General features: G+C 62.8%; 25 protein-coding genes and 1 tRNA gene. 8 read left to right on the forward strand and 18 right to left on the reverse strand.

Annotated features, from left to right (window positions below; translation table 11 throughout):
- Positions 1-150 precede the first annotated feature (150 nt).
- The 5 genes from B7Y49_RS12750 to B7Y49_RS12770 form a co-directional block, all read right to left on the reverse strand.
- Entirely contained in the window at positions 151-681 is a 531-nt protein-coding gene (locus tag B7Y49_RS12750) for a fasciclin domain-containing protein (RefSeq protein WP_374127979.1), read from the reverse strand.
- 97 nt (positions 682-778) lie between these two features.
- Positions 779-1,696, reverse strand: coding sequence for a hydrogen peroxide-inducible genes activator (locus B7Y49_RS12755; protein WP_374128003.1), 918 nt, complete (start codon positions 1,694-1,696; stop codon positions 779-781).
- 59 nt (positions 1,697-1,755) lie between these two features.
- A complete protein-coding gene (gene ahpF / locus B7Y49_RS12760) occupies positions 1,756-3,333 on the reverse strand; it encodes an alkyl hydroperoxide reductase subunit F (protein WP_374127980.1) in 1,578 nt (525 codons plus the stop codon).
- 85 nt (positions 3,334-3,418) lie between these two features.
- On the reverse strand, positions 3,419-3,982 hold the full coding sequence (gene ahpC / locus B7Y49_RS12765) for a peroxiredoxin (protein ID WP_374127981.1): 564 nt from the start codon (positions 3,980-3,982) through the stop codon (positions 3,419-3,421).
- Positions 3,983-4,155: 173 nt separating this feature from the next.
- Entirely contained in the window at positions 4,156-4,923 is a 768-nt protein-coding gene (locus B7Y49_RS12770) for a sulfite exporter TauE/SafE family protein (RefSeq protein ID WP_374127982.1), read from the reverse strand.
- A gap of 154 nt (positions 4,924-5,077) precedes the next feature.
- Between B7Y49_RS12770 and epsC the strand changes: the two genes are divergently transcribed.
- On the forward strand, positions 5,078-5,770 hold the full coding sequence (gene epsC, locus B7Y49_RS12775; RefSeq protein ID WP_374127983.1) for a serine O-acetyltransferase EpsC: 693 nt from the start codon (positions 5,078-5,080) through the stop codon (positions 5,768-5,770).
- A complete protein-coding gene (locus B7Y49_RS12780; RefSeq protein WP_374127984.1) occupies positions 5,770-6,117 on the forward strand; it encodes a DUF2794 domain-containing protein in 348 nt (115 codons plus the stop codon). Before epsC ends, B7Y49_RS12780 begins: the two co-directional genes overlap by 1 nt.
- 70 nt (positions 6,118-6,187) lie before the next feature.
- Here the strand turns inward: B7Y49_RS12780 and B7Y49_RS12785 are convergent, their stop codons facing one another.
- From B7Y49_RS12785 to B7Y49_RS12795, 3 genes are all read right to left on the reverse strand, one after another.
- Positions 6,188-7,219 (reverse strand): hypothetical protein, encoded by a 1,032-nt coding sequence (locus B7Y49_RS12785; RefSeq protein ID WP_374127985.1) that lies wholly within the window; start codon positions 7,217-7,219, stop codon positions 6,188-6,190.
- Positions 7,220-7,293: 74 nt separating this feature from the next.
- Complete coding sequence (locus B7Y49_RS12790) at positions 7,294-8,103, reverse strand: MipA/OmpV family protein (protein WP_374127986.1); 810 nt, start codon at positions 8,101-8,103, stop codon at positions 7,294-7,296.
- 109 nt (positions 8,104-8,212) lie between these two features.
- The gene (locus B7Y49_RS12795) at positions 8,213-8,920 is read right to left on the reverse strand and encodes a DUF4386 family protein (RefSeq protein WP_374127987.1); all 708 of its coding nucleotides are present in this window, start codon (positions 8,918-8,920) and stop codon (positions 8,213-8,215) included.
- A gap of 141 nt (positions 8,921-9,061) precedes the next feature.
- Between B7Y49_RS12795 and B7Y49_RS12800 the strand changes: the two genes are divergently transcribed.
- On the forward strand, positions 9,062-9,688 hold the full coding sequence (locus tag B7Y49_RS12800) for a TetR/AcrR family transcriptional regulator (RefSeq protein WP_374127988.1): 627 nt from the start codon (positions 9,062-9,064) through the stop codon (positions 9,686-9,688).
- Between the two features lie 6 nt (positions 9,689-9,694).
- On the opposite strand, the gene B7Y49_RS12805 is transcribed toward B7Y49_RS12800, so the two are convergent.
- From B7Y49_RS12805 to B7Y49_RS12850, 10 genes are all read right to left on the reverse strand, one after another.
- Positions 9,695-11,005, reverse strand: coding sequence for an APC family permease (locus B7Y49_RS12805; protein WP_374127989.1), 1,311 nt, complete (start codon positions 11,003-11,005; stop codon positions 9,695-9,697).
- Between the two features lie 192 nt (positions 11,006-11,197).
- A complete protein-coding gene (locus B7Y49_RS12810; RefSeq protein WP_374127990.1) occupies positions 11,198-12,097 on the reverse strand; it encodes an SDR family NAD(P)-dependent oxidoreductase in 900 nt (299 codons plus the stop codon).
- A 96-nt stretch (positions 12,098-12,193) separates the two neighbouring features.
- A complete protein-coding gene (locus tag B7Y49_RS12815) occupies positions 12,194-12,526 on the reverse strand; it encodes a hypothetical protein (RefSeq protein ID WP_374127991.1) in 333 nt (110 codons plus the stop codon).
- 92 nt (positions 12,527-12,618) lie between these two features.
- Complete coding sequence (gene phoB / locus B7Y49_RS12820) at positions 12,619-13,311, reverse strand: phosphate regulon transcriptional regulator PhoB (RefSeq protein WP_374127992.1); 693 nt, start codon at positions 13,309-13,311, stop codon at positions 12,619-12,621.
- Positions 13,312-13,351: 40 nt separating this feature from the next.
- Positions 13,352-14,038, reverse strand: coding sequence for a phosphate uptake regulator PhoU (phoU, locus tag B7Y49_RS12825; RefSeq protein ID WP_374127993.1), 687 nt, complete (start codon positions 14,036-14,038; stop codon positions 13,352-13,354).
- Between the two features lie 23 nt (positions 14,039-14,061).
- Positions 14,062-14,847, reverse strand: coding sequence for a phosphate ABC transporter ATP-binding protein (pstB, locus tag B7Y49_RS12830; protein WP_374127994.1), 786 nt, complete (start codon positions 14,845-14,847; stop codon positions 14,062-14,064).
- The gene (gene pstA, locus B7Y49_RS12835; RefSeq protein ID WP_374127995.1) at positions 14,847-16,127 is read right to left on the reverse strand and encodes a phosphate ABC transporter permease PstA; all 1,281 of its coding nucleotides are present in this window, start codon (positions 16,125-16,127) and stop codon (positions 14,847-14,849) included. The genes pstB and pstA overlap by 1 nt, the downstream gene beginning before the upstream one ends.
- Positions 16,120-17,496, reverse strand: coding sequence for a PstC family ABC transporter permease (gene pstC, locus B7Y49_RS12840; protein ID WP_374127996.1), 1,377 nt, complete (start codon positions 17,494-17,496; stop codon positions 16,120-16,122). The genes pstA and pstC overlap by 8 nt, the downstream gene beginning before the upstream one ends.
- Before the next feature lie 77 nt (positions 17,497-17,573).
- Positions 17,574-18,623, reverse strand: a complete 1,050-nt coding sequence (locus tag B7Y49_RS12845; RefSeq protein ID WP_374127997.1) for a substrate-binding domain-containing protein — start codon at positions 18,621-18,623, stop codon at positions 17,574-17,576.
- Positions 18,624-18,662: 39 nt separating this feature from the next.
- Positions 18,663-19,949 (reverse strand): cell wall metabolism sensor histidine kinase WalK, encoded by a 1,287-nt coding sequence (locus B7Y49_RS12850; protein WP_374127998.1) that lies wholly within the window; start codon positions 19,947-19,949, stop codon positions 18,663-18,665.
- Positions 19,950-20,064: 115 nt separating this feature from the next.
- Here B7Y49_RS12850 and B7Y49_RS12855 point away from each other — a divergent pair, with 115 nt between their 5' ends.
- The 5 genes from B7Y49_RS12855 (at position 20,065) to B7Y49_RS12875 (ending at position 22,801) form a co-directional block, all read left to right on the forward strand.
- The gene (locus B7Y49_RS12855; protein WP_374127999.1) at positions 20,065-20,496 is read left to right on the forward strand and encodes a hypothetical protein; all 432 of its coding nucleotides are present in this window, start codon (positions 20,065-20,067) and stop codon (positions 20,494-20,496) included.
- A gap of 5 nt (positions 20,497-20,501) precedes the next feature.
- A complete protein-coding gene (locus B7Y49_RS12860; protein ID WP_374128000.1) occupies positions 20,502-20,777 on the forward strand; it encodes an HPr-rel-A system PqqD family peptide chaperone in 276 nt (91 codons plus the stop codon).
- Positions 20,774-21,634, forward strand: a complete 861-nt coding sequence (locus B7Y49_RS12865; RefSeq protein WP_374128001.1) for an HprK-related kinase A — start codon at positions 20,774-20,776, stop codon at positions 21,632-21,634. The genes B7Y49_RS12860 and B7Y49_RS12865 overlap by 4 nt, the downstream gene beginning before the upstream one ends.
- Entirely contained in the window at positions 21,631-22,641 is a 1,011-nt protein-coding gene (locus tag B7Y49_RS12870; protein WP_374128002.1) for a nucleotidyltransferase family protein, read from the forward strand. The genes B7Y49_RS12865 and B7Y49_RS12870 overlap by 4 nt, the downstream gene beginning before the upstream one ends.
- A gap of 83 nt (positions 22,642-22,724) precedes the next feature.
- Positions 22,725-22,801 (forward strand) — tRNA-Pro (locus tag B7Y49_RS12875).
- Positions 22,802-22,817 lie beyond the last annotated feature (16 nt).

Raw genomic sequence — 22,817 nt, forward strand, 5'->3', positions numbered from 1 at the left:
TGGATCGCGCGTGAACCGCACGTTCGGCGATCCGGCAAAGCAACTCGCCGAACGCCACGACGCAAGCGATTTCGACCGTTTGGTCGAGGTGGCTGGGTAGGGCGCTCTGTCACCCAGAGGGCGATCACAGCTGACCGCACCTCCCCCCCATCAATCCAAGCGTGGGAGCATTACCCCATTGACGATGTGCATCATCCCATTGGCCTGGCGTAGATCGGCATCCTCAATATAGCTTTTGTTGCCATTGGCATCGGTAAGGCTGATCGCCTGATCCGAGAATGAAACGATCAGTGTTTCGCCGATAATCGTATGCAGTACCGCCTTGCCACCGCCTGCAGCGATTCGCCCACGCAGATTGTCGGATGTTATTCCGCCTGGCACGATGTGATAGCCAATGATGCGAGTCAGCATGGGTAGTCCTGCCGGTGCCATCAGTGACTCCTGCACGCTGGCTGGCAGGCGCGCAAAGGCCGCGTTGCTTGGAGCGAACAGCGTGTAAGGACCGGGCGCAGAAAGTGTGCCGACCAGTCCGGTGGCCTGAATGGCAGCGTTGAAGCTGGACAGATTGGGCGCAATCGATGCGTTCTCGGCGAGCCTTTTGGTCGGCGACATGGCGGTTTCGGCGCCCGTCGCGCGGCCAAAACTGTTTGGAGCCGCCGAGAGCGCGATCGTGACAGCCATAGCTACGCGCCATAACCGGCGCGATGTCAGTTGGTCCAAGTGATCCTCCGGCCGCTGAGCAGATTGGCGCATAGCACAGATCGGGCGTTGCGCGCTGCTATGCCCGCGCCATCTTCTGCGTTGCTGCAAGAACCTGAGCGAGCAGCATGAAATCCTTCTCGCGGGGGGATGCGCGTCGCCACACCAATGCAATGCTGCGGACGGGATTGTTGGCTTCCAACGGTCGCGCGATGATATTGGTATGCTCCAATATGCCCGCATCAATCGCCATTTCGGGCAGCATCGTTACGCCCAGTCCGTTATCGACCATTTGGACGATTGTATGGAGCGAGGTTCCAAGCATCGTCGCCTCTGCGCGTAGTTCCGGCCGGTTGCAGGCGGACAATGCATGATCCTTCAGGCAATGCCCGTCCTCAAGCAGCAGCAGGCGCTGTTCATCGATATCGGACGCGCGGATCGTGGCGGGGCAGGGCGTGTATTCGCCGTCGGGAAAGGCGACGAACAATTTGTCGTCGAACAGCGGCTGCACCGATACCTCGCCGCACGCATAAGGCAGCGCCAGCAACACGCAATCGGTGCGGCCATTGTGGAGCCCTTCGCACGCCACGCTGCTCGTTTCCTCGCGGAGATAGAGCTTCAGATCGGGGTAATCTGTCCGCAACCGAGGTAGGATGCGGGGCAGCATGAAGGGCGCGATCGTAGGGATCACGCTCATGCGCATCTCGCCGGACAGCGGTCGCCCGGCAGCACGCGCGAGATCGCCGAGCTCCTCCGCCTCGCGGAGCACCCGGCGGGCCTTGTCGGCGATCCGGTCGCCCAGCGGCGTGAAGCGCACGACGCGGCGGGTACGCTCGACAAGCGTTATCCCGATCAACGTTTCCAATTCCCGCAGGCCCGCCGATAGCGTCGATTGCGTGACGAAACACGCCTCCGCCGCACGCCCGAAATGACCGTGATCGCGCAGCGAGACAAGATATTGGAGCTGCTTCAGCGTCGGCAGATAGGTCGCGCTCAGTGGAAGTCTCCCTCGATCAGAACGCGTTTAATAACAGATTTTATCGATCACGTCCCGTCTTACGCCGCCTGCGCGACATTCTCTGCCGGCAAACGGATCAGATAATCGAACGCGGCCAGCCCAGCGGTTGCACCGGCGCCCATCGCGATCACGATCTGCTTGTACGGCTCGGTCGTCGCGTCGCCGGCGGCAAAGATGCCCGGAACTGACGTCTCGCCGTGGTGACCGATCTCGATCTCACCGTGCTTGGTGAGCGCGAGCGTGCCCTTTAGCCATTCAGTGTTGGGCACCAGCCCGATCTGGACGAAGATGCCGTCGAGATCGATCGTATGGACGGCACCCGTGTTGCGATCCTTGTAGGTGAGCCCGGTTACCTTTTCGCCATTGCCGATCACTTCGGTGGTCTGCGCCGATTTCAGCACGGTGACGTTCTTCAGGCTCGCCAATTTGCGCTGCAGCACGGCATCGGCGCGCAACTGGCCGTCGAATTCGATCAGCGTGACGTGCGCTACAATGCCCGCCAGGTCGATCGCGGCCTCGACGCCTGAATTACCGCCGCCGATCACCGCGACGCGCTTGCCGCGATAGAAGGGGCCGTCGCAGTGCGGGCAATAAGCGACGCCGCGGTTGCGGTACTGGTCCTCACCGGGCACGCCGATCTGCCGCCAGCGCGCGCCAGTTGTCAGGATGAGCGTGCGCGCCTTCAGCGATGCACCGCTGGCGAGCTTTACCTCGTGCAGGCCACCTTCGCGGGTGGCAGGGATGATCCCGGTCGCGGTCTGCAGCGTCATGATATCGACGTCGTAATCACGCACGTGCCGTTCAAGCTCGGCGGCGAGCTTCGGTCCTTCGGTGTGCTGGACCGAGATGAAATTCTCGATCCCCATCGTGTCCATCACCTGCCCGCCGAAACGCTCGGCGGCGATGCCAGTGCGGATGCCCTTGCGCGCGGCGTAGATGGCCGCAGCACCGCCAGCGGGGCCACCACCGATGATGAGCACCTCGAATGGCTCCTTGGCATCGATCGCCTTGGCAACGCGCGCTTCGGTGCCGGTATCGAGCTTGGCGACGATCTGCTCGAGCTCCATCCGGCCCTGGCCGAATAATTCGCCGTTCAGGAACACCGTCGGCACGGCCATCACCTTGCGGCGGTCGACTTCATCCTTGAACAGCGCGCCGTCGATCGCAGTGTGGGTGATGCGCGGGTTGAGCACCGCCATCAGGTTCAGCGCCTGCACGACATCGGGGCAGTTCTGGCACGACTGCGAAAAATAGCTTTCGAACGCATAATCGCCGTCGAGCGCGCGCACCTGATCGAGTAAATCCTGCGCGGCTTTCGACGGGTGCCCGCCGACTTGCAGCAGCGCGAGCACCAGCGAGGTGAATTCATGCCCCATCGGCAGGCCCGCAAAACGCACGCCGATATCGGTGCCGACGCGGCGGATCATGAAGCTGGGCTTGCGCTTGTCATCCCCGTCGATGAGCGAGACCTGATCAGACAGCGCGGCAATCTCACCCAGCAACTCACCAAGTTCGCGCGATTTTGCGTCTTCGCCCAGCGACGCGACCAGTTCGATCGGTTGCTTGATGTTGACCAGATAGGCTTTCAGCTGCTGCGTCAGATTGGCGTCGAGCATCGCGCGTTCCTTTTAGTCAATTTGGTGCAATCCCCTCCCCGAATTGGGGAGGGGTGCGGTAGGCGTAACGAATAAGTTCGATCGATCAGATCTTGCCGACGAGATCGAGCGATGGGGCCAGGGTTTCTTCACCCTCTTCCCACTTGGCGGGGCAGACTTCGCCCGGATGCGCTGCAATATACTGGGCTGCCTTGATCTTGCGGAGCAGCTCGGCTGCATTGCGGCCGACGCCTTCCGACGTCACTTCCATGAGCTGGATCACGCCCTGCGGATCGACGACAAAGGTCCCGCGATCGGCCAGGCCCTGGCCTTCGCGCAGGATCTGGAAGTTGTTGCTTATGCTGTGGTTTTGATCGCCGAGCATGAAATAATCGATCTTGCCGATCGCTGGCGACGTGTCATGCCAGGCCTTGTGGCTGAAATGCGTGTCGGTCGACACCGAATATACCTCGACGCCCATCTTCTGGAGGGTCGGGTAGATATCGGCCAGATCTTCCAGCTCGGTTGGGCAGACAAAGGTGAAATCGGCGGGGTAGAAAAAGAAAACCGCCCATTTGCCGAGCACGTCTGCATCGCTGACGGTGACGAACTTGCCCTGCTTATACGCCTGGGTGGTGAACGGCTTGATGGTGCTGCCGATAAGCGACATGATAATATCTCCATGCGAAGGGGTGAGCGAATTGCTGCGCTGCAATACATAGGTATTCCGCGCTGCAACAAAAATTGAAAGCTTTTGGAACAGTGATCGGGTAGGTCGATCACAGGTCAAACGGTTATCGATTTGATCGCAAAGTCAATAGGCGCTTGCGGCTAGCAACGCGGTCAACGCAGGGCGGACCATACCGAATAGGCGCTGGTGATCGACAGGATGACGCCGATCATTGCCATCAGCGGGCGGGCAGGCACGCGCTTGGCGAGCAGCGCGCCAAAGGGGGCGGCGATCAGCCCGCCGATCAGGATGCCTGCGGTCGCGATCGTGAAGGCCGCAAAGCCGATCGTGGCGATGAACGTCGCCGAAATCGTAACGGTCAGGAAGAATTCCGAAGCATTGACCGTCCCGATCGTCGTGCGGGGCGATGCACCTTGAACCAAAAGGTTTGAAGTCACAACCGGGCCCCAACCGCCGCCGCCTGCCGCATCCAGAAAGCCACCAACCAAACCGAGTGGCGCGATAATCTGCGGCTCCTTAGGGGCCACCTCGCCTCGCCATGCGCGGTAAATCAGGTAAGCACCGATAATCGAGAGGTATGTCATCACCAGCGGTTTGGCGACTGATGCATCGATATTGGTCAGCAGATATGCCCCGGCAACACCGCCGATCATGCCGGGGATCACCAGTCGCCGAAACAGCTTCCAGTCGACATTGCGCTGCCAGATATGGCTCGCGCCCGATGCCGCCGTCGTGAATGTCTCAACCGCATGGACGCTGGCAGAGGCGACCGCTGGTGAAACGCCCATCATGCTGACCAACAGTGTAGAATTGACGATGCCAAAGGCCATGCCCAGCGCGCCATCGATCACCTGTGCGACAAAGCCGACGCCGATATAGGGCAGGATCGCGCTGAAATCGGCAATCGTGAATTCAAACATTGCGCAGCCTAACTGTGTCGACTTTACTGCTAGGCACACGGCGCTAATCCTACAAGATAGATAGGATTTGCCGCCGGATAGAGGACGATGAAGCGGTTCTGGAATTAGCCAAGGCGAATGCCTAGATAGCGGTTAAGAACAAGGGGACCTGGCCATGATGCGCCGCCTGACTGCCTATCTCGATTCCATCAAGGCGCGAGACCCCGCCCCAAGGTCGCGCTGGGAGGTGCTTCTGTACCCCGGCGTCCTCGCCCTTGGCCTGCACCGTGTGGCGCACAGCCTGTACCGCGCTGATCTGTTCTTCCTCGCCCGCTTCGTGAACCATTTGTCGCGCTTCCTGACCGCGATCGACATTCACCCCGGCGCGGTCATTGGCCGGAATTTCTTTATCGATCATGGCTTTACCGTGATCGGTGAAACGGTGACGATCGGCGATAATGTGACGATCTATCAGTGCGTCACGCTCGGCGGCACCAGCCCCGACAACGGCGTGGCGGGCAAGCGCCACCCGACCCTGCTCGACAATGTGATCATCGGATCAGGCGCGCAAGTGCTTGGGCCGATTACCGTCGGCGCAGGGGCTCGGGTGGGTGCCAATGCCGTGGTGACGCGTGATGTGGTGCCGGGTGCCGTCATGGTCGGCATCCCCGCCCGCGCGACGATGGTTGAGGGCGGGCGCAGCGACAAGAGCTTCGTGCCCTATGGCACCCCGTGCAGCGAGATGTTCGATCCCGAAACGCAGAAAATGGAGCTGCTCCGCTGCGAGATGGAAACGCTGCGCAAGCGGCTCGATGAATTGCTAAGCGCGAGCGAAGGCATGTCCGGGGAGCGTCGCGACCGCGCCTGATGGGGACGGTAACGCCCTTTCCGGTGCCGGCCAGCCGAGCGACCCCGCAAATCGGGTTCGAGCGCGCGGAGCTGACGCGTATCCTGGATCTCTATGGCCGCATGGTCGCCGCCGGACATTGGCGCGATTATGCGATGGACATGGGGCGCGAGGCGGCGGTGTTCTCCGCCTTTCGACGCGCGACCGAACGACCCGAGTTCCGGATCGAGAAGCGCCCGGCGCTGCGCAACCGCCAGGGCATGTGGGCGCTGGTGGGCGAGGGCGGCGCGGTGCTAAAACGCGGGCATGATCTGGCGGCAGTGCTCGCGCCGGTTGAGCGGCGGCTGGTGAAGCTGGTCGCGGACTAAATCGGACAAAAAAAGCCCCGGTGCCGTGGGGGGCACCGGGGCAGTAGGGCGTCGTACCGGCCGAATGGCGTCAGGCCGGGACTATCGTCTGCACAGGGGGCAGCCGATCCTTGAGGCCACCGAGTAGCGCGACGGCAAGGCCGCGCATCTGGTGCCAGAACACGGAAAGCGTCAGCAGTGCGGAGCCGATGACAAAGGCAGTGAGCGAGGCGCTGAGCTCGACCGCGCCCGCGCTCTGGAACAGCGCGTACATGGCGTAGAGCACATAGACGAGGCTCGAGACGAGCAGCGCGCGCCGATCGACCGCAAGAGCGACAAAGGCGAACACCAGATACAGCCCGATCACCACGCCCGCCTTGGCCGCATCGACATTCTGGTCGAACACACCGAGCATCTGGAACACCGGATGCGCGATCAGCGGGGCGGCGGCGAGGTGGAGCCAGAAGGCGACATCTGAACGACGCGTGCGGCGTTCCTTGTCGGACATGTCCCATCCCATCGCGACCGCGAACACTGCGACACCGGCGGCGAGCAGGATCGGGTAGATGGCATCCTTCGCGGCCGGGACGGCAGCAAGCGTGAGCGCAATTGCTACACCGACCAGCGCCATCGCGCCCGCGGCTACCGTGATCGGCACCATGAACCGCCGCCAATGTGCCCAGGCGGCGCCCGCGGTGACCAGGGCGATCCCAGCGCCGATAAAGGCGTCAGTACGATCGGGCAGATCGGGGTTCAGGCTGACAAGCGCGCCGATCATCGTCGCGGCAACCCCACCGACAAAGGCGAGCAGCAGCAGGATGCTGGGCAGCGCCATCCGGCGACGGCGCGTAAAGTATTCAGCGAGCAGCCACGCCGATACCGCGACACCCGCCCCGCCGAGCGCTGGCGTGACCATCGCGCCGATCTGGGCGATCGCGGTGAGCGACAGCGACAGGGCAATGGCGACGAAAATGTCGTTGAAGCCGGTCAGCAGCTTGAAATGTTCTTCGTCGACCGCCGGGGCCGAACGGCCATTGGCGGTATAATTGCGAAACGCGGCAGCCATCTGAGGTGTGAGCACCCCAGCGGCCACCGCGCCATCGATATCGCTTTCGCTATACATGTTGATCCTCCCGTTGTTGACGCAAGGATAGCATGGGTGTGTTAGCGTTTCAATACACCATGTCGCAACAGTCGTCAGAAGCTGAAACCGACACCAAGGCCACCGCTGAACTGGTTCGCGCTCCCTTCGCGTGCGACCACGGGGCTGTCCGCGATGCTGCCCACCAGCCGCTTAAATCCGGCAAAGCCGTTTAGCGACCAGCGTGGCGACAGGCGGTAACTCGCGCCGAGCGACAGGCTGACATCCTTGATCCCGCCCTTGGCATTATACGCCGTCAGTCCGCTCGCGGCGGCGCCGGCCGGCGTGATCGAGAAATAGCGTCGGGCATAATCGCCACTCGCGCCCGTGATCGCTGCATCGGCCGAGAGCCGCCATTTGCTGCCGAGCGTTTGAGCATAGCTAATCGTCGCGGTGCCCAGCCAGCCATTATGGACTCGGGCAACGTCATGCACGCCCTCGACCGCGAGGCGCAGTCGGCCGTTCTTGCCGACATCGATATTGGTCGCGGCAAAGGCACCGATTTCATAGGCGTCGTCAATCCGTCCCAGGCTGGCAACGGCGGCGCTATCGATGGTGCGTCGGCGGCCCAGCGTCAGATGCGCGACCGGGCCGAATTCGAAACGATCACTGTTGAGGATGTTGGCGCGGGCGGTGAGCCCTTCGAGCGCAATGTACCGGTTGTCGAACCGTACCGTGCCGCCGACCAGCGGGATGATGCGATAGCCGTCGGCGCCTTCATAATCGGGCACCGCGCCCACCCCGGCAATGACGGTGCCGTGAACGCCGCCGTCCTGCTGGTCGAGCGGTTCGGCTTGCTGCGCAGCAGCGGGGGAGGCGATCGCCAGCAGGGCAATCACGGGCAAAATGGCTTGAAACATGTTCATGGTCTTGGTCCTTTTTTGGGGTGGATTGACGGCGCGTGGGAACAGCGCACCGGCCGTCACGACGGTGCGGGGTAAGCGGGTGAAGCTGCGGGTGAAGCTGCGGGTGAGGTCAGGCGCGGTGCGGGGCGCGCCACAAGGTGAGCGCGGTGGCGATCAGCCAGCCGGTCAGCAGCAGAAATCCAGTGATGGTCGCGGTGGAGAACAGCGCGCCCGAAGCGCCCAGCGCGATCGCCAGGCCTTCGCCCGTTCCGATGGCGATCAGCGCGGCGGTACCGAAGCCGATCAGGGCGGCGGTATGATCGCCCTCGTCCCACTGCATCGCGGCGACCTGGATCACGAACATCGTGAGCAGCCACTGGCCGATCTGTTCGCCGATCGCGATGCCGCCATATCGGTTAAGCACCTCAAAGGCATGTTCGGCGGCGAGGCGGGCTTCGGGCTGATTCGCTGCTTGACTATGGTTGCGCGCCAGATCGGGCACGACGAACACCCATCGAGCGAGGCCGATGGCTTGGGTCACGCCCGATAACGCGGCCGTGATCGCCGCACCAATGGCAAGCGCTGGTGAGCGCTTCAGTCGCTGCGGGGTAATCGCCAGTGCGGTACCGATCGGGATCAACGCAAGCGCGGTCAGCATGAAGCCGTACCAGCCGAGCACCAATTGCGATCCACCTTCGGCAAAGCGCGTGAGCACGACCGCCGCGCTGTGGCGCAGGATATCGGGATAGTCGAAAATCGTCGCCAGCACGGCGTAGGGAATGTTGAAGGCAATCGCGAGGCCCATTGTGGCCAGGCCTGTCCAGCGGCGTTGTGTCATCGTGAATCTCTCTGTCTCCAGTTGGTGACAAAGCATTTGCCACCACTCGGTGACATAGGCAAGTGTTTTTATCACCAATCAGTGACATTTTTCTGGACCGGGGGCTGGGCGCTGCTAGGATAGCGGCAGGGAGCTGAAAAAATGACCGATCAGGCAGCATTGGCAAAGCCGCAGACGCGCGATCGTGCGCGCACGGAGGAGGCGATTATCGCGGCGGCACGCGATGTGCTCGCCGATCAGGGGTTTCAGGGCTTTGGTATCAACGCCATTGCCCGCCGGGCTGGGTGCGACAAGCAATTGCTCTATCGTTATTATGGTGGGCTCGACGGGCTGGCCGATGCGATCGGCAATGATGTCGCGAACGGGCTGGGCGCGCGGCTGACCGCGTTTGCGGGGGAGGGCACCCCCGAAAGCTATGGCGCATTGATGGAGAAACTGATGCTTGGTTTCGTATCGGTGCTTCGCGCCGATCCCTTGCTCCAGCGAATCATTGCCTGGGAAATTTCCGAACCGAGCGCGATGACGAGCCGGTTCGCGGCGGCGCGAGGCCTGGTGCTGCAGCGTTGGGTGGAGAAGCAGCGCGGCACGCTGACGCCGCCGGCCAATGTCGATGCTGCCGCGATTAACGCGGTGCTGATTGCGGCCGCCCAGCACCTCGTGCTGTCGGCCACGGCGGTTGGCGGGTTTGCCGGAATCGATCTGGTGTCGGACGAGCAGTGGGAACGGATCAGGCGCAGCATCGGCCAGCTGGTGCGGGGGGTATATTGATCGCGGTCAGCCCGTCGCGGGTGCTGCCCGGAGGCGATAGGCGCGGGTGGCGCTGAAGATGATCGCGCCGACCAGCGCCGCGACGATCAGTAACAGCCATGACTTGGCTTCGCTGCTTGCGATCAGCGCGATGCAGGTGGCGGCGGCGGCGACGATCGCGGCATTTCCCGCAAGCGACGCTGGTCGTCCGTCGCGACGCTCGATCACGGGCAGGGCGGCAATGCATCCGAGATAGACGACCAGGCGCGACGCAACGCTGAGGATGGCCAACGCGGCAAACCCGCCGCTCAACGACAGCGCGACCAGCACGGCCATGATGAAGATGACAGCATTTCGTGGCACCGCGCTGCCGATGTGCACCCGGCCCAGCCAGGCGGGCAGCCCGCCCAGCGCCTCCAGCGCAAGCAACCGGCGCGACAGGAACAACATGTTGTTGATGACATTGCCGAAGATCGACAGGGTTGCGGTCGCCAGCAGCAAAATGGCCCCCGCCGCGCCCATCAACACGGTTGCTGCGGAGGACAAAGGGGCCTTGTCGACAGCGCCGGGCACATAAGCGGTGGCGAGATAGGCCCAGACCAGCAGCGCATAGACGAGCCCCACACCGGCAAAGACGATCACCAGCGCACGCGGAAAATCATGTTTCGGGTCGCGCGCTTCCCCCGCAATGGTCAGCGCGCCTTCAAAGCCGGTAAAGGCATAGGCGGACAGCAAGGCCGCCTCACTCGGGGACCATTGCGTCGCCGGATGCACCGCCCCGCCATTTCCCGCGATGATCGGCAGCGCGAGCAGGATCAGCAATAGCAGCGGCCCGAGCTTGGCGATCGACAGCAGCTCCAAGGTGCGGGCAACGCCATTGGTTCGATTGAGATTGACGATGAAGATCAGCGACAGCGCGGCGAGCACGACAGCGGCGTGGACGGTCGGCCCGGCATCAGCCGGACCCCAGCCGCGCAGCGCATAATCGGCGAGCAGATTGACGTTGGCGGCGGCCGATGCGGTCGTCGACAGCAATTGCATCCAGCCGATTTGAAACGCTGCCGTCTTGCCGAATGCCGCGTCGACATATTCGATCGGCCCGCCGGTACCGTCGAAACGTCCCGCCAGTCGGGCGACCACCAGGACAATCGGCAGCATCGCCAGCCCGACGATCACCACCATCAGCGGTGCCCAGCTCCCCGCGGTGTTGGCCAGGCTGGCAGGCAAGCCAAAAATGCCCGCGCCGATCAGCCCGTTGAACACCATCGCCGTCAGCCCCCACAGCCCGACGCTGCGAACCAGCTTGCCATTTATGGGGGTGGGGGGTGACGTCATCATGCGATCAAGGTCGCACGAATGAATAGGGGCCGCAATTAGGCCGGTCGTCAAATCGCCCTCCGTTCGCCCTGAGCGAAGTCGAAGCCCAGGCGCCGCGCTTGCCCCCTTCGTCTGCCTGTTAAGGCAGGCGCTCAGGACAGGCTTCGACTTCGCTCAGGGCGAACGGAGGTGGGGATTGTCGGATTAGGGGCGTTACTTCGCTTGAAGCAGCTTCAGGATGCTCAGCGATTGCTCGCTGCCCGATTGCGGGGTCAGTTCGCCGGTACGATCGGTGATGGCATCCCAGTGCGCGGCAATGCCCTCGGGCGAGAGATCGTCGCCGGTCAGCAGCTTGCCGGCGGTGAGCGTGACATAGGCCGCCTGGAATACGCCAGCGCCCGCGCCGATGATCATGTTGGTCGGTGCGTCCTCGGACACGAGATACAGCGCGGCGGGGGCGACCTTTTCAGGCGCGAAGGCAGCGAAGGCTTCGGCCGGGAACAGATCCTCGGTCATCCGCGTGCCCGCCGTCGGAGCGATCGTGTTCACCTTGATGTTGTTCTTGGCGCCCTCGATCGCGAGCGTCTTGGTCAGCCCGGCAAGGCCAAGCTTGGCCGCGCCATAATTGGCCTGGCCGAAATTGCCGTAGAGCCCGGTCGACGAGGCGGTCATCAGCACGCGGCCATAATTTTGCGCGCGCATCGTTTCCCAGACCGCCTTGGTGCAGTTGGCCGATCCGTTCAGGTGGACGTCGACGACAAACTTGAAGTCGGCGGGCTCCATCTTCGCGAAGCTTTTGTCGCGCAGCACGCCGGCATTGTTGATCAGAATGTCGACGCTGCCCCATTTGGCCTTCGCCGCTTCCACCATTTCGACCATCTGGTCATATTCGGTCACGCTGCCGCCATTCGACATCGCCGTGCCGCCAGCGGCTTCGATTTCCTCGACGACCTTCAGCGCAGCATTCGAATGGCCGGTGCCATCGCGCGATCCGCCGAGATCGTTGACGACGACCTTCGCGCCGCGGCGCGCCAGCTCGAGGGCATAGGCGCGGCCCAACCCGCCACCGGCTCCGGTGACAATGGCGACGCGGTTTTCGAAACTGATGGTCATGAGCGCTCTTCCCAGAATGTTGAGGTCGAGCGCTTCCTATTCGATTGCGCAACGGGCGCAAGCGGGACCGACAACTGGTCCTGCTTGCTTGTTGGGTCAGCGGCGGGTTTTGCGCGTGCGCTTTTTCTTCGTGGGTGTCGCGCCGTTGCCCGGTTCCATGCAATCATCGAACTGTCCGCGCTTGCAGATGGGGTAGCTGGTCATTGCCGGTGCTGCGCTGACCCGGCTTGGATCGGTCGCGAGGGCCGAGTTATTCGCTTCGGCGGCGGAGTTGGTCGCCATATTCGCTTCCTGAGCACGCGGCCCGGTGGACGGCACGGGTGCGGTCGACAGCGTCGTATTGGGGATTTGGCTGGTCGGCGCTGGCGTCGTCTGCGCGGTGGCGGGCACGGCAAAGGCGAGTGCGGCAAGGCTAAGCAAAATTTTCATGATCACGGCTCCTGATCCGGGGACGGGGACTCATCGCCCCGCCCCAACAACGATCAGGGGCCCGTTAAGTGCCCAGAACAGGCATCCGGTGCTCAGTTCCCCGAATCGAGCGCGTAGCCTGCCGAGCGGACCGTGCGGATGATGTCCGGCCGGTCGCCGTGATTGATCGCCTTGCGCAGGCGGCGGATATGGACGTCGACGGTGCGGCTTTCGATGTCGCTGTCATGCCCCCACACCGCATCAAGCAAGCGCTCACGGCTGAACACCCAGCCGGGATGCTCCAGGAAATGCTTGAGCAGGCGGAATTCGGTCGGCCCGAGCGGGATAACCTCGCCCGAACGGCGCACCTTGTGCCCCACCGTATCCATCTCGATATCGGCATAGGTCAGTTGTTCACCGGCGAGCGCCGGGCGGACACGGCGCAGCACCGCGCCGACCCGCGCGACGAGTTCACGCGGGGAAAAGGGCTTGGTCACATAGTCGTCCGCCCCAGTTTCGAGCCCGCGCACGCGATCTTCCTCTTCACCGCGCGCGGTGAGCATGATGATCGGCACGTTCGCCGTTTCGGGCATCCGGCGCAGGCGGCGGCATACCTCGATCCCCGACAGCCCCTCGACCATCCAGTCGAGCAGCACGATATCGGGCGTGGCTTCCTTGGCGAGCAACAGCGCCTCTTCACCGTCCGGCGTTTGCTGGACATCGAAATCCTCGCGCTTGAAATGCCAGATCAGCAATTCGGCAAGGGCGGCGTCATCTTCGACGAGCAACATCTTGGCGCGGGCCATTTTTCGTCTCCGTCAGCAGTTCAGGTTCAATAGGTCAGGATCAATGGGTGTAGGCAGCGCCGCGTTCGCGCTCCCCCATGTGGACGCCGGTGGCCGCATAATAGACCATCTCGGCAATATTGGTCGCGTGGTCACCCACGCGTTCCAGGTTCTTGGCGATGAACAGTAAATGCGCGACCTGGCCGATGCTGGCGGGGTTTTCCATCATGTACGTCACCAGCACGCGGAACAGGCTGTTGTAGAAATCATCGACCGCGCGGTCGCTTTCGCACACCCGGATCGCGGCGTCGGCATCGCGCGCGGCATAGGCGTCGAGCACGTCATGCACCATCGTAGTTGCCAAGGTTGCCATGGCGGGCAGCACCGACAGCGGCTCGATCGTCCCATGATCCTCGATCGCGGCGACGCGGCGGGCGATGTTCTTGGCATAATCGCCGATCCGCTCGATCACCCCGGCGATCTTCAGCGCAGCGACTACTTCGCGCAGATCATCCGCCAGCGGCGCGCGCAGCGCGATTAACTGAACGGCCAGCCGCTCGACCTGCATTTCGAGCGCGTCGATCTGCTTGTCGCCGGTAACTATCGCCTCGGCACCTTCAAGGTCATGGTGTTTCAGTGCGGCCATCGACGCGACGATGGCGTGTTCCGCCAGCCCGCCCATCTGCGCAATCAGCCCGCGCAGTTCGCCGATATCTTCGTCAAAAGCCTTCACCGTGTGATCAACCAACGTGTTTCTCGATTTGAAAGAGGTCAGCCATATCGGCCGGTAATATAGTCTTTGGTCCGCTCCTGGCGCGGGTTGGTGAAAATGTCTGATGTTGCGCCATATTCGACGAGCGTGCCGAGATGAAAAAACGCGGTGCGCTGCGAAACGCGCGCGGCCTGCTGCATATTGTGGGTGACGATGACGATCGCATAGCGGCCCTTCAGCTCGTGGATCAGCTCCTCGATCTTGGCGGTCGCGATCGGGTCGAGCGCCGAACAGGGCTCGTCCATCAGGATGACTTCGGGGTCGACCGCGATGGCGCGGGCGATGCACAGTCGCTGTTGCTGGCCGCCCGACAGGGCCGTGCCGCTGTCGGTCAACCGGTCTTTCACTTCATCCCACAGACCCGCGCGCCGGAGCGATTGCTCTACCGCGACGTCGAGTTGTGCCTTGGTGGAGGCAAGGCCATGGATGCGTGGGCCATAGGCGACGTTTTCGTAGATCGATTTGGGGAAGGGATTGGGCTTCTGGAATACCATCCCGACGCGCGCGCGCAGCTGCACCACGTCCATTTCAGCTGCGTAGATATCTTCGCCGTCGAGCCGGATATCGCCATCCGTCCGCGCGATCGGGATCGTGTCGTTCATCCGGTTGAGGGTGCGCAGAAAGGTTGATTTGCCGCAGCCCGACGGGCCGATCAGCGACGTCACATGATCCATATCGACATCGAGCGAAACGTCGTTGATCGCCTGTTTCGCGCCGTAATGGACGTTGACGTTCTTCGCCGTCATCTTCGGCGCGCGCGGGGCGGGAATTATGGGGGCGTTCATTACCAGCGGGTCTCGAATTTGTTGCGGAGATAGATGGCGACACCGTTCATCGCGAGCAGGAACACGAGCAGCACGATAATCGCCGCGCTGGTTTTCTCGACAAAGCCACGGCTAACTTCGTCGGACCAAAGGAAGATCTGAACGGGCAGCACCGTCGCCGGATCGGTCAGCCTCTCGGGCGGGCTGGCGATAAAAGCGCGCATGCCGATCATCAGCAACGGTGCCGTCTCGCCCAGCGCGCGCGCCATGCCAATGATCGTGCCAGTCAAGATGCCCGGCAGGGCGAGTGGCAGGACGTGATGAAACACCACCTGGATTGGGCTCGCGCCGACGCCGAGTGCCGCGTCGCGGATCGATGGCGGGACCGATTTGATCGCGTTGCGCCCGGCGATGACGATCACTGGCATCGTCATCAGCGCGAGCGTCAGCCCGCCCACGATCGACGCCGAACGCGGCAGATGGAAAGTGTTGAGAAACACAGCCAGTCCCAGAAGGCCAAAGATGATCGATGGCACGGCGGCGAGATTGTTGATCGACACCTCGATCAGGTCAGTCCAGCGGTTTCGGGGGGCATATTCTTCGAGGTACAGCGCCGAGAGCACGCCTACCGGGAACGCCATGCTGATCGTGACAAGCATCGTGAACAGCGATCCCTTCAGCGCGCCCCAGATGCCGACCATTGTCGGATCCGTCGCATCCGATTCGGTCAGGAACGGCCAGTTGAACGCGATATGGAGCTGCCCTGCTGCCCTTAATCGCGCCACCATTGCCTCTGCCTCGGGTGAACCGATGCCCTTGGCGGCGATATCGAGTTCGGTCGCGGCGGGAACGCTTGCCACTGTCTTGCCGCGCAGCAGCGCCGGGTTTGCCTTCAGCTGGTCTCGGACGCGCAGCCACGCGCCGTCGGACAGCAAGGCTTCGCCGCCCGGGCCGAAAGCGGCGACGGCGGCGCGAGTCGTCGCATCAGACAGACCAGCGCCTGCGAGCGCCAGATCGGCACCGTCGCCTTGCAAGCGCACGGGATCGATCGTCAAGCCGGCACGCGGAAAATCCACCGGCAGGCTGATCTCGGCCTGGGTGAAGCCCTGCAGGCCATTGGCGAGCATGGTGATCAGCAGGAAGGCAAGAAACCCTGCAGACATGACCACGGCACCCAATCCGAACAAGCGGAACCGGCGTTCGGCAGCATAGCGTCGACGCGTTCGGCGCTGCATCGCGCTCGCGCGCCAATCGGTCGGCGCGCGCTCGGGCTGGCGCTGGGGGGAAGGCGCGTCAGTCATAGGCTTCCCGATAGCGTTTCACGACCGTCAGCGCGACGATGTTGAGCAGCAGCGTAATGACGAACAGCGTCAGCCCCAGCGCAAAGGCGGCGAGCGTCTTGGGGCTATCGAATTCCGCCTCGCCAGTCAGCAGGTCGACGATCTGCTTGGTGACGGTGGTGGCACTCGCAAGCGGGTTGAGCGTTAATGTGGCGATGCCCGATGCCGCCATCACCACGATCATCGTCTCGCCGATCGCGCGGCTGATCGCGAGCAGCACACCGCCGACGACGCCGGGAAGTGCCGCTGGCAACAGCACCCTGCGGATCGTTTCGGATGTCGTTGCGCCCATCGCCAATGAACCATCGCGCATCGATGCGGGCACAGCGGCGATCGAATCATCGGCCATCGAAGAGACGAAAGGGATGATCATCACCCCCATCACCAGCCCAGCGGCGAGCGCGCTTTCCGAACTTGCCCAGGTGATACCCACGGACTCGGCGATGTCGCGCACCGCGGGTGCAACCGTCAGCGCGGCGAAATAGCCATAGACCACGGTGGGCACGCCCGCGAGGACTTCGAGGATCGGTTTCATCCAGCGGCGGACGCCGGGGGCGGCATATTGCGTCAGGTAGATCGCGCTCATCAGCCCGAACGGGATCGCGACAATCATCGCGATTACCGCGCCGATGAAGAAGGTGCCCCAGAACAGCGGCACCGCGCCGAGCGACGCACCGGGATCGCGCGCGTCGATCACTTGCGGGCTCCAATGCGTACCGGTCAGGAAATCGAGCACCGGCACCATCTGGAAGAAGCGATAGGATTCGAACAACAGCGAGCCGACGATCCCCGCCGTCGTCAGGATCGCGATCAGCGACGCGGCCAGCAGCAGCAGCATCACCACCCGCTCAATCCGCGTGCGGGCCCTGAAATCGGGTTTGACGCGCGTGTAGGCATAGGCACCACATGCAATTGCCAGCAGCAGCGCCAGTGTCGATCCCAACCAGTTATAGCGGGATTGCGCAGCGGCGTAGGCCGGCGCCAGCCTTTGCGCCAGCGGATTGGCGTTGGCGACCTTCCGACCTTCGCCGATCGAGCGCGCCTCGGTCAACACTGCTGCCCGTTCAAAACCGCGCGGGGGCAGTTCGGCAGCTATCGGTGATTGCAGAACGGTGTTGGTGACGATGGCAGGCGTTACGACGAGCCACACCATGACGCACAACAGTGCCGGAATGACCATCCACATCGCGACATAGGTGCCGTGGTGTGAGGGCAGCGAGCTGAACCGGCGGCTCGTGCCACGGCGAAAACCGACTGCTCTGACACGCGCAGTGAGCCAGCCGATCAGGCCAAGACCGGCAATCAAAAAAAGGAGCAGCAAAATCGACAAGGGAAATGGTCTTCAATCTATCGTTGGACCGAGGCGGCAGTAATGATCGCCGCCCCGGTCGGGTATCGATTTGGGCCTTAGCGCAGGACGCGCGCCTCCAGCGTGGTACCGTTCTTGATAACGTCCGCCGATGCATCGCGAACCGCCTGCGGTGCCGCGATCAGGCCGCGCTTCACCAGCGGACCGCTGGCATCCCACGATGCTGCATAGGTTTCGAGGAACTTGGGCAGACCGGGAATTGCCGTCAGATGGGCTTTTTTCACATAGATGAAGAGCGGGCGGGCACCGGGATAGGTGCCGCTGGTGATCGTCTCATAGGTTGGCGCAACGCCGTTCACCGGCACGCCGACAAGATTGGCCTTGTTCTCTTCAAGATAGCTATAGCCAAAAATCCCCAAAGCATTGGGGTTTGACTGGAGTTTCTGGACGATCAGATTGTCGTTCTCACCCGCATCGACATAAGGGCCGTCATCACGCACGCGGGTGCAGACATTGGCGTAATCGTCGGGCTTTTTGTCCTTCAGCTTCATGCTGTCCGGATAAATTGCCGCACAACCGCGCGAAAGGATCAGTTCCGCAAGCGCGTCGCGCGTGCCGCTGGTCGATGGCGGGCCATACACCTGGATCGGGATCGCCGACAGCGCCGGGTTCACGTCCTTCCAGGTCTTCGCCTCATTGGGCTTGCCCTTTGGATTGGCTGCCAGCGCGAGATAGAGATCGACCGGGGTCAGCGTTAGCTTTGGCCCTTCCTTACCCTCGGCAAAAGCGATTCCGTCCAGCCCGATCTGGATTTCCATGATCCGGTCGACACCATTTTCGCCGCACGTGGTGAATTCAGACAGCTTCATCCGGCGCGATGCATTGGCAATATCGGGGTGCTGGGCGCCAACACCGGCGCAGAACAGCTTCATCCCGGCGCCCGTCCCGGTCGATTCGATCACCGGCGCTTTCATGCCCGGGTTCTGGTTGACGAATTGTTCGGCAACTAATGTGGTGAAAGGATAGATAGTCGAAGAGCCCACGACCTTGATCTGGTCGCGGGAGCCCGCCCCGCCACCATTGGCCTGATCGTCACAGCCGGCCAGCCCAAGCATCGCAGCCGCCAGAATTGCGAATTGACGTCGCATCGAATCCCTCCTTGCAGAAATGTCCCCGCAGCGCCGCTATCACCCCGACCGCGTTGCCTGTGTGACAGTGAGGTTACCGTTTGATGACTGTGCATTCCGGGGCATCGCGACGGCGGGGCTTGCCGGCAGCAGGATCGAAGCGGTGGTACCTTTACCCACCACGCTGGTAATATCGAGCCGACCCCGGTGGCGTTCGATAATATGTTTGACGATCGCCAACCCGAGCCCGGTGCCACCCAATGATCGGCTGCGCCCGGCATCGACGCGATAGAAACGTTCAGTAAGGCGCGGCAGATGCTCAGGCGCAATGCCTTCGCCTTCATCGGTAACGCTGATTCGGACCATACCGGTCTGATCCTTCCAGAGCCGGGTAACGACTGGGGTGCCACTTTTGCCATATTTCATGGCGTTGCCGATCAGATTGTGAAGCACCTGCGATAATTGCGCCCGATCCCCCACCACATGCGGCACATCGGCCTCGATATCAGTCACCAGGTCGTCGCCCCGATTGTCGTGTGTATCGGCGAGTTCGGCATGCACTTCTTCCATCAGCTGCCGTAAATCGACCTCGGTGGCGGGCACCCGATATTTTTCCGCTTCGATCCGGCTGAGGGAGATCAGATCTTCCACCAGCCGTTGCATTCGGCGCGCCTCATCGAACATCACCTTCAAAAACCGCGCGCGCACCTGCGCGTCGCCCCCGGCCTTGTCGTCACCCAGCGTTTCGACAAAGCCCAGAATCGATGCGAGCGGGGTTCGCAATTCATGGCTGGCATTGGCGACGAAATCGACGCGCATCCGTTCCGCGGCATAGCTGCCGGTCTGATCGATCAGATGGACGACGCGGCGGCCATCGCTCATCGTGGTCACCCGCATTTCCCAGCGTTGATCGAGCGTGCCGAGCCCGACCAGGTTGATCGGCCCATAGGCAGGTGCGCGCATATTCGTCAGCCGTTCAGCAGCAGCGGGGTGGCGAATCGCCAAGCGTACATCCTCGCCGATGATGTGCCCGCCCAACAGTGACCGGGCAGGTAGATTGGCATGGGCGACGCGGCCTTCGGCGACGATCAGGATTGGTTCAACGATGGCCTCGATCATCTCATCGATATTGACCGGACTACTGCGAGGATCGTCGATCTGCGCAATGGGCAGCGGCACGTCAGTAACGGCATCCCCCGTCCCCGCTGCGATCAATACTGCCGCAATCCCGCCCACCAGCACCATCAGCCCGCCCTGCAAACTCTCATCGAACAGGGTGATCGCCACCGCCGCTGCGACGATCACGGCGATGGCGGTAAGGGTGCGCAGGCCAAAAGCATCAAGCATGCTGGTGTGGTAGCGCAATCCATGGTCGCCTGCGAGTATCCCGATGCGCCTTGCGCTCAATTTACGATTGTGAAAGGGCGGGCAGCGCATATCGGGGCATAATGATGAGACGGCGATGAGCGACGATATTCCCCCGATCGACGGCGACCTGCCAGCGCAGGACGGCGCAGAAGCGCCCGCCATGCCCAGTCGTCGCCGGGCGTTGATGCTGGGTGCTGCCGGGGCGACGGCGATTGTGTCAATCCGTCCAGCACTCGCGCAGTCCGCCGCATCAGTACTCACTTGCGAAATTCCGGTGCCCGATCCCGCCCGGTCGGGCAGCTATATTGCTGCTGATGGCACACTGGTGCCGGCTGGCACCCCTGGCGCTTTCCCGCCGGCGCGCGTGCCGTTCAAGGGAGAGGATGTGCGAAAGGCGATGGCCGGTGGTCGATTGCCCGGCATGGATAGCGATCGCACCCGTGCCTATCTGCAGTATATCCGCCGCCTGCAATCAGGCACCAGCGGCTTTACCTGTTTTGCGTCGTTGCAGATGCCGCGCGGCTAAACGCCGTGGATGAACCCCGCTATCAATCGATGTCGGCCGCCAGCCTCCGGGTGGTGCCCCTTGATGATCTGACGCTGATTTACCACCGTGCTTCGGGCATGACCCATTTGCTGGCGCCCCCCGCGCCCGAAATCCTTGATGCGCTCGCTGCGGCGCCATTGACCAGCGCTGCATTGCTTGCCCGCCTGGCTGATGAATTCGATTTGGGCGATGCCGATCCGGCGGCGCTGGTCGCGCGGCTCGATGAACTGGTTGCTGCCGGGCTCGTCGAAAAGCGATGAGGCATGTCCATCAGTTGAAGATCGGGCCGATCGGGTTCCGGATCGGGTCTGACTGGCGTGTGCCGATCGATGCCTTGCGTACCCTGTACGCCGATTATCCTGGCCCGGATGATGGGGTTGCCGATTTCACCGTGCGGTTGTTTGCAGCGCGGCCGTGGCGGCGCTTTGTTCGGCCTTCAGTGATGATCGGCGGCGATTTCGTGCTGCCGGAGGCCGCACCACTGCCGCTCGTGCAGGGGCTGCTCGCTGCTGAGATGGGGATGAACCTGCAAATGGCGCTGGGGCAGCGGCGTTACCTGCTGCTGCACGCATCGGTGGTTGAGCGGAACGGCCGGGCGCTGCTGATGACAGGCGAATCAGGGGCAGGAAAGTCGACGCTGGCGGCGCTGCTGGCCGCGCACGGCTGGCGGCTGATGGGAGACGAATTCGCCCTGGTCGATCCGGTAACCGGCCTGGTTCACGCCTTCCCGCGCCTCATCAGCCTGAAGAACGCGGCGATCGGTGTCGTCGAACGCACTTTGCCCGATGCCCGGTTCGGGCCACTGTTAACAGGAACGCCCAAGGGTGATATCCGCCATCTCGTGCCTGATAGGCGCGCGATTGCGGCGATGCATGTGCCCGCCTCTCCGGTATTGCTGCTGTTTCCGCGCTTCGGCTTTGATGCCGCGACCCGCCAGGTAGACCTTGGTGAAGTCTTTGTCCGGCTCACCCAGGCCTCAACCAATTACGTCGCGATGGGCGAACGCGGTTTTGATGCTCTGGCGGGGTTGGTAGGCCGCGTCCCCGCCGTTGCAATCGATTATCCCGATACTCAGGCAGCGATCGATCAGGTCGAGCAGCTATGGGCGGCGATATGAAGGCGGACGGCTGGCTGCTGGCCGATGTGCTGCGCGATCCTGCGCTGTGCGGGGCGCTCGATGCCAGTGGCTGGACGGCGTTGCTCGCCATCGCGCGTGCGGAACAGCTCATTGGGACGCTTGCTCATCGGCTTGAGGGATTGCCGGTACCCGGGGCGGTCGCACGGATTCTGGCGGATGCACGGGGCTCGGCAGCGCAGGGGCGTGTAGCGGCGTTATGGGAAGCCGAAATGGCGCGCCGTGCGCTTGCGCCCATCGGTGGTCCGGTCGTGCTACTGAAAGGAACCGCCTTCGTTGCGGCAGGGCTGGCGGCGGGGCAGGGGCGGTCGATCGGCGATCTCGACATTTTGGTGCCGCGCGAAGCAATCGCCGATGTCGAGGCGGCGCTGATCTCGGGGGGCTGGGAATGGGTGAAGCCCGATCCCTATGACGATGCCTATTACCGCCGCTGGATGCACGAACTGCCGCCGCTCATCCACCGCGATCGTGACCGGATGATCGATGTTCACCACACGATCCTGCCGCTCACCGCGCGGATCACCCCCGATCCCGCCGCGATCATTGAAGACAGCTTACGGCTTGAGAACGGACTCCGCGTTCCGAGCGGGCCCGATATGCTGGTTCATGCGGCGGCCCATCTGTTTGCCGATGGCGATCTGGCGGGGGGAATGCGCAACCTGTGGGACGTCCACCGGCTGGTCGAGGAATTCGGGCTGGAGGGAGTTGCCGACCGTGCAGCGCATCACGGATTATCGCGTGAAATGGCGCGCGCCATTCGCGTGTCGGCGGCGCTATATGGCACCGATGTGCCCAGCGAATGGCTGCAGCTGACCAGCGCTGATCGGCTGTATCTGCACCGGCTGACGGCGCGCGACGGATGGGGCAGGGCGGTGCGACCGGCAACGCGTCTTGGCTTCTACATTCGGTCGCACTGGCTGCGCATGCCGCCGCTGATGCTGGCCCGGCATTTATGGGCGAAATGGCGGCGCGGCGGAACGCTACGCTGATGCTTGCGCGGCTGCATTGCCGTCGTTATAGGCCCGCTTCCAAGCTTTCGCGGCCCGCCAATTGGCAGCGCGCCGGACTCCGTCGGGGAGTAGCTCAGCCTGGTAGAGCACTGCCTTCGGGAGGCAGGGGCCGGAGGTTCGAATCCTCTCTTCCCGACCAGCAATCATTTATACAA

The sequence above is a fragment of the Sphingomonas sp. 28-62-11 genome, from assembly GCF_002278865.1.
GTDB lineage: Bacteria > Pseudomonadota > Alphaproteobacteria > Sphingomonadales > Sphingomonadaceae > Sphingomonas.